The sequence below is a fragment of the Nitrosospira sp. Nsp18 genome (assembly GCF_900103145.1).
Classification (GTDB): Bacteria; Pseudomonadota; Gammaproteobacteria; order Burkholderiales; family Nitrosomonadaceae; genus Nitrosospira.
Window position 1 is genome coordinate 1 of the sequence record NZ_FMWY01000007.1, and the last position, 13,292, is coordinate 13,292.

General features: G+C 52.6%; 11 protein-coding genes and 1 other annotated feature. Of the genes, 5 read left to right on the plus strand and 6 right to left on the minus strand.

Features of this window, described 5'->3' with window-relative positions; genetic code table 11:
- Nucleotides 1–102 precede the first annotated feature (102 nt).
- The 3 genes from BLS94_RS04535 (at nt 103) to BLS94_RS14810 (ending at nt 2,758) form a co-directional block, all read left to right on the plus strand.
- Nucleotides 103–1,337, plus strand: a protein-coding gene (locus BLS94_RS04535) for an IS3 family transposase (protein WP_090958200.1) whose coding sequence is annotated in 2 segments (ribosomal slippage) — nt 103–391 and nt 391–1,337 — 1,236 coding nt in all. Because the reading frame shifts where the segments join, the coding sequence is not laid out codon by codon here.
- Nucleotides 381–497: a sequence feature (AL1L pseudoknot), on the plus strand. It overlaps the preceding gene by 117 nt.
- A 701-nt stretch (nt 1,338–2,038) precedes the next feature.
- Nucleotides 2,039–2,527 (plus strand): hypothetical protein, encoded by a 489-nt coding sequence (locus BLS94_RS04545; RefSeq protein ID WP_090958020.1) that lies wholly within the window; start codon nt 2,039–2,041, stop codon nt 2,525–2,527.
- A gap of 66 nt (nt 2,528–2,593) precedes the next feature.
- Complete coding sequence (locus tag BLS94_RS14810; protein WP_176767795.1) at nt 2,594–2,758, plus strand: SRPBCC family protein; 165 nt, start codon at nt 2,594–2,596, stop codon at nt 2,756–2,758.
- A gap of 73 nt (nt 2,759–2,831) precedes the next feature.
- Here BLS94_RS14810 and BLS94_RS04550 read toward each other — a convergent pair whose 3' ends face one another.
- Together BLS94_RS04550 and BLS94_RS04555 are read right to left on the minus strand one after the other, a co-directional pair.
- Complete coding sequence (locus BLS94_RS04550; RefSeq protein WP_090958022.1) at nt 2,832–4,022, minus strand: hypothetical protein; 1,191 nt, start codon at nt 4,020–4,022, stop codon at nt 2,832–2,834.
- A gap of 76 nt (nt 4,023–4,098) precedes the next feature.
- On the minus strand, nt 4,099–7,308 hold the full coding sequence (locus tag BLS94_RS04555) for a hypothetical protein (RefSeq protein ID WP_090958024.1): 3,210 nt from the start codon (nt 7,306–7,308) through the stop codon (nt 4,099–4,101).
- Between the two features lie 484 nt (nt 7,309–7,792).
- On the opposite strand from BLS94_RS04555, the gene BLS94_RS04560 reads away from it, so the two are divergent.
- Together BLS94_RS04560 and BLS94_RS04565 are read left to right on the plus strand one after the other, a co-directional pair.
- Nucleotides 7,793–8,023, plus strand: coding sequence for a hypothetical protein (locus BLS94_RS04560; RefSeq protein WP_143021648.1), 231 nt, complete (start codon nt 7,793–7,795; stop codon nt 8,021–8,023).
- 171 nt (nt 8,024–8,194) lie between these two features.
- Nucleotides 8,195–8,536, plus strand: a complete 342-nt coding sequence (locus tag BLS94_RS04565; RefSeq protein WP_090958028.1) for a hypothetical protein — start codon at nt 8,195–8,197, stop codon at nt 8,534–8,536.
- A 579-nt stretch (nt 8,537–9,115) separates the two neighbouring features.
- Here the strand turns inward: BLS94_RS04565 and BLS94_RS04570 are convergent.
- From BLS94_RS04570 to BLS94_RS04585, 4 genes are all read right to left on the minus strand, one after another.
- Nucleotides 9,116–9,448 carry a DUF190 domain-containing protein gene (locus BLS94_RS04570; protein ID WP_072767478.1) on the minus strand — a complete coding sequence of 111 codons (333 nt, stop codon included), beginning with the start codon at nt 9,446–9,448 and terminating at the stop codon, nt 9,116–9,118.
- Nucleotides 9,449–9,551: 103 nt separating this feature from the next.
- On the minus strand, nt 9,552–9,938 hold the full coding sequence (gene crcB / locus BLS94_RS04575; RefSeq protein WP_072767479.1) for a fluoride efflux transporter CrcB: 387 nt from the start codon (nt 9,936–9,938) through the stop codon (nt 9,552–9,554).
- 16 nt (nt 9,939–9,954) lie between these two features.
- Nucleotides 9,955–10,977, minus strand: a complete 1,023-nt coding sequence (locus BLS94_RS04580; protein ID WP_090958030.1) for a class I fructose-bisphosphate aldolase — start codon at nt 10,975–10,977, stop codon at nt 9,955–9,957.
- 76 nt (nt 10,978–11,053) lie between these two features.
- Nucleotides 11,054–13,207 carry a hypothetical protein gene (locus BLS94_RS04585; RefSeq protein ID WP_090958032.1) on the minus strand — a complete coding sequence of 718 codons (2,154 nt, stop codon included), beginning with the start codon at nt 13,205–13,207 and terminating at the stop codon, nt 11,054–11,056.
- Between the last annotated feature and the right edge of the window lie 85 nt (nt 13,208–13,292).

Here is a 13,292-nt window from a genome sequence, read left to right on the forward strand (position 1 = left end):
TCGGCTGCAACAAGGCCGGATATAAAGCTGCGAACCGTTCCTGTCACGTCAGACCAACTCGAAGTCCCTTGCAAAACGGGAGGCGTCCATATAAATGGAGCCATGAAAAAATCAAACAAGTTTTCCCCCCAGGTACGTGAGCGTGCGGTACGCATGGTGCTCGAACACCGCGGCGAGTACTCCTCCCTGTGGGCGGCCATCGAGTCCATTGCGCCTAAGATAGGGTGTGTGCCACAGACATTGAACGAATGGGTGCGCAAGCACGAGGTCGAGACCGGCATGCGCGATGGGGTGACGAGCGCTGAACGGGAGCGGGTAAAAGTGCTAGAGCGCGAAGTGAAAGAATTGCGCAAAGCCAACGAGATATTGAAACTGGCCAGTGCGTTTTTCGCCCAGGCGGAGCTCGACCGCCGATTCAAATCTTGAGAGCGTTCATAGATGCACATCGCCATGCCTACGGGGTCGAGCCGATCTGCAAGGTATTGCAGATTGCCCCGTCAGGCTACCGGCGCTACGCTGCCCAGCAAAGGAATCTGGAATTGCGTTGCGCACGTGCCAAGCGTGATGACATCCTCATGCCGGAAATTCAACGTGTTTGGCAATCCAATATGCAGGTTTATGGTGCTGACAAGGTCTGGCATCAGCTCAATCGCGAGGAAGAGTGCGTGGCACGTTGTACGGTGGAACGCTTGATGCGGCGCATGGGACTGCAAGGCGTACAACGGGGTAAAACCTTACGCACCACAATTCCTGACACATCGGTCCCATGCCCGCTGGACAAGGTCAATCGGCAATTCAAAGCGGAACACCCAAATCAGCTATGGGTTTCGGATTTTACCCATGTTTCGACTTGGCAAGGCGGGTTGTACGTGGCCTTCGTCATTGACGTATTTGCCCGGCGTATCGTGGGTTGGCGCGTGAGCAGTTCCATGCAGACGGGCTTCGTACTCGATGCGCTGGAGCAGGCGCTTTATGCTCGCCAGCCAACGCTCTCCGATGGCTTGATCCACCACAGCGATAGAGGCTCACAGTATGTCTCCATCCGCTATACCGAGCGTCTAGCCGAAGCAGGCATTGAACCTTCGGTAGGCAGCCGGGGAGACAGTTACGACAATGCCTTGGCTGAAACCATCAACGGCCTGTATAAAGCCGAATTGATACATCGACGCGCGCCCTGGAAGACAAAGGCGGCGGTGGAATTGGCCACCCTGGAATGGGTATCGTGGTTCAACCATCAACGTTTGCTCGAACCCACCGGTTATATTCCACCGGTTGAGGCCGAGGAAAATTATTATCGACAGCAGGCAGAAAAGGCCGCGGTAGAGGGTCTAACTTAAACCAACCAGCCTCCATGAAATCCGGGGCGGTTCAGTCAGCCCCTAATTTACTTACAACGTGCGCGTTTTGCTGTAGGGTCGAATGTCCGGCCTTGGGGGTTTCCTGGCTCGCGTAAGGCTTCCCTTTTCGCTCGCGCAAGCTTTCGGAGTTGTAGTTCCCGCACGCGTGCGCGCGCAAGAATGGGCACAGGAACATCAAGATGAACTCATGGAGGATTGGGAATTATGCCAACGCATGCATTCACCAAAAAAGATATCGCCGCTTCCATAGTACCGCCAATACAAATAGGCGGAACACCTTGGGACGTAATGGCCGTCAATAACCGACCTGCATGAGAGTGCGTTGCGTTTCACGGATAAGGTGGAGAACGGGTATGTTTTACCCAGCCATTCCGGGGGAGTCTGTTAACTGTCCCACGTAAAGCGGAATCGTTAGTCCTAACGCGCTACTAGTGGCGGCAATGGCACTAGCAACCTCGTTCGTATGAACTATACTTCGGTGTCAGCGGTGCTAAGAAACCGGTTAAAAACGAAATGAAGCGGGGCCTGGATCAGGTTTAACGCCACTCATTTTAGTTACTCGCATTAAGGAGGAATTGTCCGAGTTGATGTCTCGTTGTGCGAGAAAAATTTCTCACTCTTTAAATCGCTTCTAGTAACGTTTCCCTGCAAGTGTCCAACTAAAGATTGAGGAGACTGAAATGGAAGAATACGAACCTGAGTTTACAATTACCATCACATATGACAACTTCCTCACCCGTTTCGATTTAGATGAAATCCTGTCTTGGATTGACACGCTAATCGAAGATGAGCTTTTGTCCAGGTGGCACCCTCATTTATGCCTGCCCTCGTTCTATTTATTTCCCCTTCGGAAAGCCTCGGAACTTTCTTTCATAGGAATTAGGTCCACCGATAAAGGTGCCCTCACGCTGAACGTTGCCTTTAGCACTGCAGTGGCGGTTTATGTCGGACGCCGTTTCAAACCAAGTGTGGGTAAGAGTTTTTTAGCTGATCAGCTTGACCTTACGGGGGGGGTTGCCAACGGCGTGATTGAGCCCGTCATGACGAGAATAAACGAGTGGGCTACGCAATATGTGCCGAAACAACGGGAGTTGGGGGGGCAAGTTACCGATATTCAAGTAAAGAGGTGCCACGTTAAACGAAAGAACGGAAATTCGGAAACGGTATAGCAGTAACGATACGATTGCATCGTATAAAACCTCATGGCTGGGTGCGTTCACAAGCGAGAAGGCTGCGTGGAATTTAACTTGGACGGGTCCGCCACGCGTCGCAGGCTAACCGAGCAGTTGGCCTACCTTGACGGGCGCTACGACCTGGATGAGCGCATCCCAAAAACGGGAACATACATTCCAGAAAACGACCGCTTCGAGCGCCCTCCTGCGCATTATCGCCCAAACTGAACGGTTGCGACTTGCTTCGTGGCGCCGGCTTCCACTCGGAAGCTGGAAATGCCAGGCCTGATCAGTATTCGAGCTACCCCTCTCCAGCGGCTTTCTTGCCGAGATAGGCAGCCTGACCCAAGCCGAATATGGAAAGCATGGTTGCGTCGACATCAGGCATCGTGACGAAACGGCGGAACTCGATGTGCTCCATGAATTCGACCGCAGATATAGCGTAGATAATGACTGCCAGGATTGTAATTGCCACCATCTGGAAATCGCCCAGGTCGGTTTTATTGTTGTCATCAGTGATGAGGTCGGTTGCTCTCGGTGCAATGGCAGTAGTTTTCATGTCGGGCTTGCCTTCGACCTTTCCTGTTGTAATCGCCTTGGCAGCAGCAAAGGTGAGTACGCTGATGCCGGAAAGGATGAGCAGGTTGGGCGGAATATCTACTCCGCCCACATAAGTCCAGCCGGCTGCCGCGATGCGGTGCGACACGATAGCTATATACGCGCTGATTACGAGCGTAAACCAGAGAACGGTCTGGAATTTCGAACTGCTGTAACGATTGTCCGTTCCGAGAAATAATGCTGTTGGATGGCCCTTCGTAAAAATGAAAGCGATAACCCAAAGTGATATCAGCGCACCGATGAGCGAGAACCATCGCGTGCCACGGCCGACCGGCTTGCTCTGCCATTCAAGGGATTTAACGTGATTGATTCCCTCCATGGCGTCGACGCTTCCATCGCGCACGAATGTTGCATTGATCCCGTCTCCGGGGCGCATCGCAGAAACAAGGGACTGGAATTGCTTGTCTACCTGGAGCGGTATATTGATCTCATTCTCCGGCTTATCCGGTTGCCGAGTCCGCACGACGAGCCACGACATATCGGTGGCGATTTCCTTTATCGTGCCACCAATGGTTCTACCGACTACTTTGACTTCACCCATGAGGATGTTGCCCTTGGCAGTATGTTCATAGGTCAGCTTGATCAGATCGCCGGTTTTCAGCTCAGCAATTGAAGCCTCCTTTTTCTCAGTAAAAAACTGGCTTATCTCGCCGCTCATCGATTTTACCTCCAGCGGCATTACCTGAATAACAATGCCCTCGAAATTTAGTGGATTAGCACCAGGCGGGGAGGGTGTTTTTTCATCCTGTTGCTGTTGCTTGGCATTCTCGCTGACAACGGCTGGTTGGGGCGGGATCTGCGGCGGCTCCTTCGCGAAAGCGTGCGGCACGAGCAGCACAAAAGCAAGGGTATAGGAAAGTTTTTTGCCAGGCATATCAATAAAGCCCTGTATTGGGCGACTGTTGCTTGTGCGACTGCAACTGCAACCGCAAAACATTATTTCATTCGCTTCAGAAACCGGTTGCAAGATACTCCAGCAATAGCGCGAGTCCAAATCCACCTGAAGGCAGGGCTATCGCTGCCCCGAAGAACGGATGCTGCGTAAAGGGTAGGAAGGCTCCCCTCTGGTTGTTTTTGATTGCGCGAATCGCCCACTCAATCTGTTGCCTCTGCTTTATTTCGTCCGGTGTTTGACCGGGTAGCTGGATAAGTTTGCTTTCAAGGCGCTTGATGGCCTCTCGTTTGGCTATCTCGGCGGATTTTCGCAATGCCATGCTGTTGACAAAAATAAGTGTCGCGTTGAGCGTAAAAATAATGACGAGTGCAAGGGGGAAGTCCCAATTGTCAAGGTAGTTGTAACGTGCAATACCTAAAAGAAACATGACGATGAAAGGGAAATAGATGAAATTGCCGATGACGGTTGTGCGCTCCGCGATCAATTCAATGCCTAGCCATTCGTCCAGATTCTCTTTGCCGATGCCGCGCTCGCCAGCTATTTTTGCCAAGGTGCCATCAGGCCATCGTACTTTACGCATGGCAATGCAGTTGACCCACCTACGGCAGAGCCGCGTGGCATCTATTACATAGAATATCAGGAGCATCATCGCTGTTACGCTCATGACGATGAGCGCGTCATTTATCGCGAAACAGCTCGAACCCCGGCATGGCGTGTTGGGAAAACCGAATAGCACCATCATCAGCCAGGCAACGCACAAAGCGACAGCTACCTGCGGCAAGCCCCTCATGCTGAAATTTTTCAATTCACCCATTATCGTGTATTCGCGCCAGAGACGAGTGGCATCGATCCGGCCTGCGGTATGCGGGCGCCACATATATAATCCTAAAGAGCGGCGAATGGCCCGAGTGAGCAATCCTGCTAAAGAATGTGCGCGGCCAAGCTCATCTCCGGACTTATCTTTGTCCTTGCCGTTTTTTTCTTCGAAGGCGAATTCGCGTGTCAGAATGTTTTCGTTACCTTTCATCTTTTGCCGCGAATACCAGAGAAAGAGCAAGCTCGTAACCAAAGCAAGCAGGCGAATTGCCGCCGTTGGCCATGCGCTGATTCCCTCGGTCAACGCAAGCGGCTCGTTCTCAGCAGCAGGCGGCATTCCTTCCATCAGGTCGAAAATTACCACGACCACGACGGCGAGGCCCAGCCAGAACAATATGTTTGAACCAAGTCTGAGGAAAATATCTGCCGCCGCGCTGCTGATCAGCATGATGCCAATAATAAATATAACAGCCATGGCGACTGCTACCGCCAGCCATTTCAGATTCTGCCGTGTATTGAAATAGGTATCCATATCTGGCCGCACTGGATGGATGCTTGCGTAATTGGGCAGGTGGGGGTGGGTGGTACTGATGTCAAAAGCGCCGTGCCGCCCGATTTCATACAATCTCGGCCCTGTGTTCCTCAGGGAATTCTTTGGCTCCGGTTTTTTATTCATATCCGCGCTCAGCTGGACGCAATCCGGGCAGTTCGCCTTATCAGCAACAGCAACGACGTACTCCAACGCCATCAGAGCGGAATAAAACAACGATGTCTGGTAACTGTCGCGGAAAGGCGGAATGGGCGTTTGCAGCTCAGGTTGAAGTTCCAACCCGAAGTGCGAAGCGATGATGAGATTGCGGGTCGATTTCCACTGGGCGGGAAAGGCCAGCCTGGCGTTAAGATCGGTCGTAAAAAAAATAGCAGTTGGAAACCTGTCGCGTAAGGCTTGCAAAATCAAAAGCTTATCATACACATCACCACCCAGCACGCCGATTGCGCTGAATTTCCCATTCTTTGCTTCCTCTTGCTTCAAGGCCGTAGCCAGCCTGACGACATAATCCAGCTGGCTGCGGCCTTCAGGCCTTTGGCCGACATTTTTCTCGACACCCTGAGGCTGGTTTCCGAACCACGCCTGACCTTTGGCCTGAGCCTGTGCATTGGCTTTATCGTCCCCCTTATCGTAGCCCTTCGCCGGCAGTTCACCGTCAAGTCCTGCCAGGTATGAGTGTCGTGAGATCCACTCGGGCCAGTCATCTCCGAGCAGTTTGTCAATTTCAGCTTCCAATGCCGGGCCGGCCTCGCCAGAACCGTTGTTCATCGCAACCGCGGCAAACGTGCGCGGCAGCGCACGTCCATAAAGGGTATCCCATTCGGAAATCAGCGCGACTTTAGGATTGCAATCTTTACCTGGACAAGGTTTCAAATCCACTCGGCGGCGCTTTAGCTCTTGCAGAAGCTGCTCCGCAAGCACGGCATCCGTGTCGATGGTCCTGGTAAAGTTTTTGATTCCTGCGCAGTCGAATATTTCCTTGGTGGTTCTTCGCGACTCTTCTTTATTCTCAGGATCAGCGGAATGGTCCAACAAGAAAATATCCTTCGCTGTTGCCCAGGGAGAATAGAAACGCGTGTCTTTCAATTCGCTGAAGTGTGGGTTCGAGGCTGAACACCGGTGGCCGGACGGTGACGACTCGTCTCTAGACTCCCTATCCATTTCCTTCAGCATGGCGCTCAGGCCGGTGGAAAACCGGGGTCCCAGCACGCTATATGCCGAGGTTACATGAGGTGCGCCGGTTTTAAGCGCCTCATTGAATTCGGTTAGGAGCTCATTCAGAGACCTGAGTGGTTTCCGGCTGAAGTCCTGATCTTTTAACCATAAAACCAGAACGTGAGGCTGATTTTGCTCATTCTGCATTTTCGACTTCGGAATGAACAATTCAACCGGAACTGTCAAGGCGGTTGTGCCCGTCGTCATGTCCTGACGAGTCCATTCGAAAAACCGGATATATTCACCTGATTCAGGTACGTATCCCGCAGCTCCCAAAGCCGATACGACGGCATAACGATCGTTCAGCCGCGACTCGGCGCTACTGGAATAGGGGCTTCCATCGACAAATACCGGCACGACGCGAAGCCCGGATGAAATTCCCAATTCTGCAATGACATTGATGAGGCCGGAAAGCGGGTAGGGAAGCCTCGCTTTATGGCTCAACATTTCCGGATTTTGTTTTTCGCTAAGCCGATGCGCTTCGACTGCTTCGAATGGGTCCTGCCAAAGGCGCGACTGTACAGTTCCCTTTTCCGCGAATATATAACTTGCGGTGTCCTTGTGGATCGGCCGGGAAGTCTGGAGTGACATTTGCTGATAGATGAAGAAGCTGCTTATCATCGAGATCAACGCAAATATTCCCGCTAGCGGCAGCTTGGCTTTTTCGTCGTGTTGTTCCGCCATATCGTAAGCCTTTTGATGGCGCCGCCCAATTGGGTTTGAGCGGTCCAGGGGCGGTAATCGGAATGGTAGAGTTACACTTATTTATAGCATAAACGCCTAAAAAAACCCCATAAGAACCATAAAGCAAAACCCCCTAAGAACCATAAAGCGGAAAGTTTATCCCTCATCAACCTGAAAATCGACGCAGACCTGCAGCAAGGCGACGTTTTAATAGATCAGGCAGCTCGATCTTAGGATGCTCTGATTTTGTCGACCATGACCACCTGCAAATTTTGCAGCCTTCTCCAATACCGTTATACCTTCTGACGCCCGAGGTTGTACTTCAGTCCAATTGGCGGCGCGTCCAGAACGAGTAATATTCAACTGGGGAACAGCTAGCGGAATTCAATGCCGGCTTTTCCCTTGCAGCAAACGCCACGGGCCCGGCAGCAGTGATCCTGCTCCGGGTCTTTTTTCTCGACTCATCAATGCAGTGTCCTGATATATGCGGGAAAAAGTAACTGTGCGCGTAAAAATCATCATCGTGGCGCTCATCATCGGCCTGGTATGGAGAGGAGAGCGTATTACCAGTGAAGAGGGCAGCAGAGTTATGCCTCCTGAGGCCTTATCCTTGCCGGAGGGGAGTGACAAGCAGGTTAACGTCCGCGCCGCTACCCCCGACGGACTCCTGGACACTTCCAGGTCCCTGGAAATTGCGCCAACAACTCGTCACTAGTCAACAGCAGCGCCAATGACGCAACGCCTTCTACCGCCGTCCTTATCCTTCCCGATCCCGTTCTTGAAAAGGCGAACTTCATAACTGTGTGCGTGAGCGTACGGAAAGTCCCGGCGATTTGAGTAGCATTGCAATCCAGCAATATCGCTGAATTAATTATGAGGAACAGCCATGAAAAATATTTTCGTGCTGAAAAAGATGGCGAGGTCTGTAGCGCTCGCCAGCGTGATGCTCTTCAGTGCAGCCGGTGTAGCTCACGCCGCAGGTGCAGGTGAGCAGACTGGGCAGTATGGAGACATGTCCGGGCAGGGGAAGGGGAGCGACGCTCCCGAACCTCGTGGCTATCAGGGATCCGGCGGCTCTACCTCCGGTTCCGGCCAAGGTATGTCGGGGCAACAAGGATATGATAAATCGCAGGATAAAACGCAAAATAAGCGGCAAGATAAATCAAACGATAAGTCTTCAGGGCAGGGAGGAGAATCATCCGGCCAGTCCGGGGGCGGAGGGTACTAGATTTCCCGGAACGTATTAGCAAGGCGGAGCGGGTTATATATCCGCTGCGCCTTGTCTTTGTATTACCGGTGTTTCCCTGCAATGGCGCGCAAAATTGACGGGCTAATTTACTCTTCTGTTCGCTAGCAGACATAACTTTTGTTTCTACGAATCGTCCTTCGGTGTAAGCGAAGTACGCCACACCGTTGCTCTTCGACTGCGGGATTTGCCTTCCTTTGGAAGCCATTAGATGCGGGTGGGAAATTCCGTCATCCTGCCAGTGTATTTATGGCCAAAAAGTTGCACGTCTTTTTTGCTACACCTGCGTGGCAATATCGCTTCGCAGCGTGATGCTTATCAAGAGTGTCGTTCCTGATTCGCGCCTCGCGCAATTGATTGCTCAGGATCACAAAAATGCATCAGTTGTAAATTGACCAGGCGGCGGTAGGTCGGGCTCCGCCCGACGATGGAAAAAACATGTCGGGCGAAGCCCGACCTACCGGTTGTACGCGCATCCACCAGAGAACCAGTTTTGGCTAACCTACTGTAATGCAACGGAATTGTGGATTTGAAAGACCGCCATCGGTTCAACCGGTCTTCTTACTTCGGCAAAAACCCGTACTCGACCGGGAATTTGACGTAAAAAAGGTCCAGGTTTTCCGCCTGCAGCAAATCCAGGAAGCGCCTTGCTTCCTCTTCGCTCGCGACAAAGCTAACTTCCACCGGCAGGTCTGCCGCGAGCTCGAGAAAAGTTTCTTCGTGCAATACCCCGTGCCGCCCAAAGCCCGCTAACGCGCGCATCGCGGTGCCGCCATGCAAGCCGCTTTTTTTGGCGCGCTCCAGCAACCATTCGTATAGCAGAATACCATTATGTTCCCGATATTCGCTGACAAAGAATTTGAGAAAGGTGCCTTTTGTGTCGTCCCCCCTCATTTTCTTTCTCCCGTCATTTCGCTTTCGCGGTTGAATTCAGCCAGAGCCCGAACCGACACTGCGCAGCTTAAGCAGGCTAATCGGGCCAAGCGGGTCAAGCGGGTTAATGTTGCGCCAGCCATTTGACCGTCATGATTCCAAGCACTGTCATCGCCAGCGAGCCGGCCAGATGTGAAAAAATAATGAGACAAGCCCAGGCATATTGCTCGCGCAACAGCAGGTTGACTGTTTCAGCAGAAAAAGTGGAGAAGGTGGTCAATCCGCCGAGAAAACCGGTAAGGGCAAACAGCCGTGCTTCGGGCGGCAGCATCGTATTGTGATGAAAATACTCGACCACAACGCCGACAAGATAGCCGCCGGTGAGGTTCGCCATTAAAGTGCCGAGGGGAAGGGTGGGAAATACCGGATTTAATGCCATGCCAAACCACCAGCGTAGCCATGCGCCCAGCGCCGCACCTGCGCCCACCGCCGTTATCGCGTAGATACCCATTTTATTGTTATGCAGGTTAACTGCTTTCCATTACCCGGCTATATAATCCTTCGCGAGCCAGACCATTCAGTTGGCAGCGCTTGAAGAAAGTTCGTTGTGCTGCGGCAACGTTGCCTTCCTGCCCCTTCCAGGCGGTTAAAACTGGCGCTTGCAACGCGCGCCCGTAGGAGAAGCTGAGTTGCCAAGGGTGATGGGCGTCCTTTGTATTCATCGCGTTGAGATGATCGGTTGCTTCTTCCGCGCTTTGACCACCCGACAAGAATACGATTCCAGGAACCGCGGCGGGCACGTAGCTGCGCATGCAACGGATAGTTGCCGCTGCAACCTGTTGCGGACTGGCCTGTTGCAGGCATTTCATCCCTGAAATCACCATATTCGGCTTGAGCAGCATCCCCTCGAACCGCACGCCGTGCGCGTCAAGCTCCCCAAATAAAATTTCAAGCATTTGTGAGGTGGCTGCCTCGCACCGGTCGATAGTGTGGGCGCCGTCCATGAGTATTTCGGGCTCGACAATCGGAACAATGCCAGCTTCCTGGCAAAGGGCGGCATAACGCGCCAGTGCATGGGCATTCGCATGAATCGCGTATGTCGAAGGCAGGTCCTGCTCATTGATTTCCATCACAGCCCGCCATTTGGCAAACCTGGCCCCGAGCTGTTTGTACTCTGCAAGCCGGTCGCGCAACCCATCCAGTCCTTCGGTGACCTTGTCACCGGGACACAATGCCAGCGCTTTTGCGCCTTTATCCACCTTGACGCCCGGTATGATCCCCCGGCTCGATAGCAATTTAGCAAAAGGCGTACCATCGCGCGTGCTCTGGCGCAATGTTTCATCAAAAAGAATGACGCCGCTAATGTAGCGCTCGATACCATCCGCAGTGAAAAGTATTTCCCGGTATCGCCGGCGGTTTTCTTCAGTGGATTCAAGCGCGATCGAATCAAAGCGTTTCTTGATAGTCGGGTTGCTTTCATCAGCCGCCAGAATACCCTTCTGTTTCGCAACGATAGCGTCGGCCACCGACTTGAGTTCGTCAATATTCATAAGCGCTTATTCTCCTGTAAAGCTGAAGATTCACATCGAAGCCAGAAACATTCATGGGTAATGTCGCTCCAGCCTATTATTTGACTGGAGGCGCCCCGAAAAAGCCCATTTGCCACACGACGATCAGGGCGACGATGATTCCCGCAATCAACATATAAAACGGCCACACCGGTTTTTTTTCCGCATAGGGATCGGCCAGCGAGCGACGCGAACCTTCCGGCAAACGAGCAAGCTTGGTCAACGAGGTGCCAAATGGAATATTGATGCGTGCGCGCGCGTTGATCGCCCAGCCGTTTGCATCCAGCACGGGACCAAGGTTGCGTTTCTTCAACTTGAACCACGCTACAATCATCGCCGGGCCGGAAATCAATAACATCAAACCGATTATCGCCAAAGGTATTTGCCAGAATTGCAGTCCCAATATTCCACTGACCAGCGAAGCAAGTATGCCGCCGATAGCGCCGAGCGCCAGCCCTATCGCCGCAAAAATCCCGGCAAATTTGCCTACATCGAAAGGCGGCTTTGATGTTGGCGGCGGAGGAGGCGCACCCGGAGTGACGGGGGGAGTAGGCACCGCCGCAGCAGCGAGCAGCTTCTCATCCGATGCAGCCGCTTTCGATGCGGCCATCTTCTGCAATTGATCACCGATAAATTTGCTCAGTTTTTTATATGGCGACCAGAACGCCTGACGGATACTGATCGAATGGTCCAGGATTCGCACAATAGTGGCATCCCAGTCCTGGCCCTTTCGATCATAGAAAATACCGTTTCGTCCCACCATCAGGAAATCGGAGTCGCCGGCGGTGAAGGCAGCGGCGATGCTCATCTTCTCCGTGCCGCCTTTGCGTACACAATCGCAATACGCGAGATACAGGCCACTCGTATTTGCAAACTCAGCATGTTTGGCTATATCGTCGACCCTTACGCACAGCTCGCAGCTGCGTCCGTCCAGGTACAGTATGCCTACCTGGAATAGCGCCTTATCTCTCCCCGTATAAAAGCTGCGAAACGATACGAAGTTATTCACGAGATTAAATAAATCACGTTTATAGCGCAGCAGTTTTTCCACCGAGCGGATCGCGTTTACTTCGCTTTCCACCGCTTTATCCCGGTTAATCAAATCATCGATTGCTTCCTTGTGCTTGCTGCGGGAGATCTCGCGCAGGCGTTCCTTGCCGAGTTGCTCGGCGCTACAGGCTGGCTTGGCGGACTGCCATTTTTCAAATGCGTCGAATTTGGTGCAAAGGGTGGCCCACTCCGACGCGAGCAATATTTCCTTATCGCCGAATACCGGTGCAATGGTACGCTCGCGCAACGCGTCTATCTGTTTTTGCCAGGCGGGATTGAGGCCGGAAACCAGCGGGAGGGGTTTATCCGGTTCCACTGTCGCAAGCGGAAAACTTGCGATATCGGTGTTTTTTGCCGATAACGTTTGTGCGGCAATGCCCTCATAATCCTCGGTGGAGCGGCTTAGCGGGACGGCTGCGCGCACATCATAAGCGGCCATCTGGCAACGCGTGAAGTAGTCGTCGACCTTTTCTTTGACGGCGTGGAAGGCATCAGCCGCAGCTTGTGTCTTGTCACCCAGAAATTGAATATCCGCATCGGCGTCACCCTTAACGCCCCAGTCCGAAAAAATGGCGACTTCTGCAAAAAACGCATCATTGATTTCCTGATTGAGGCCCGCATTCCCGCTCACATCCATTACTGAGCCGCGACACTTCATGATGTCTTCGATCGTCTTGCGCAACCCCGCATCGTTAATCTGGCTGGCGGGAACCACGCCATCGCCATTGAATTCCAGACCGGCAACAAATTTCTCGATGTCAGCCATATCCGCCAGTGAAATCTCTGCCGCATCCGGCTTGCCTAGCGTTTTCAGAATGTATTGTGCTGACGCAAGCACCCGTTGTCCTTCTTCGCTACTATCATCTATATCAGCGAGAGCCACTCGATCCGACCCTTCGACCAACAGGTCTGAATTCCTCAGTAAGCCGCCCGCCCACGCGATAGCTGCCAGCACTTCATTCGCATGCACGTGCGCATCTGCGTCGTGATCGATCAAATCGAGCGTTTTAGTGTCGAATTCTATGCCACGTGTGGGGCAGCTCAACGCTACCCACAATTTCTGATCCAGTCCTTTTAGCGCCAGCAAATCCGCACCATTATCGATTTGTACCTGATCGAATCCACCCGCACGGAAAAATTTCCATGTATGTAAGGGAGTCATGATTCATCCTTTGTATTATTTATTATTGGAATTTGCAGGGCTATTTAACGTGTTATAGATGCACTACTCGAGCAATGCAAGAAGA

Bases quoted from the DNA above. Each gene is read 5' to 3' on its own strand.
- BLS94_RS04565 (WP_090958028.1), top strand. From the start codon at position 8,195: ATGAAAAATATTTTCGTGCTGAAAAAGATGGCGAGGTCTGTAGCGCTC.
- BLS94_RS04550 (WP_090958022.1), bottom strand. From the start codon at position 4,022: ATGCCTGGCAAAAAACTTTCCTATACCCTTGCTTTTGTGCTGCTCGTG.
- BLS94_RS04580 (WP_090958030.1), bottom strand. From the start codon at position 10,977: ATGAATATTGACGAACTCAAGTCGGTGGCCGACGCTATCGTTGCGAAA.
- crcB (WP_072767479.1), bottom strand. From the start codon at position 9,938: ATGGGTATCTACGCGATAACGGCGGTGGGCGCAGGTGCGGCGCTGGGC.
- BLS94_RS04585 (WP_090958032.1), bottom strand. From the start codon at position 13,207: ATGACTCCCTTACATACATGGAAATTTTTCCGTGCGGGTGGATTCGAT.
- BLS94_RS04560 (WP_143021648.1), top strand. From the start codon at position 7,793: ATGCGGGAAAAAGTAACTGTGCGCGTAAAAATCATCATCGTGGCGCTC.
- BLS94_RS04555 (WP_090958024.1), bottom strand. From the start codon at position 7,308: ATGGCGGAACAACACGACGAAAAAGCCAAGCTGCCGCTAGCGGGAATA.
- BLS94_RS04570 (WP_072767478.1), bottom strand. From the start codon at position 9,448: ATGAGGGGGGACGACACAAAAGGCACCTTTCTCAAATTCTTTGTCAGC.
- BLS94_RS04545 (WP_090958020.1), top strand. From the start codon at position 2,039: ATGGAAGAATACGAACCTGAGTTTACAATTACCATCACATATGACAAC.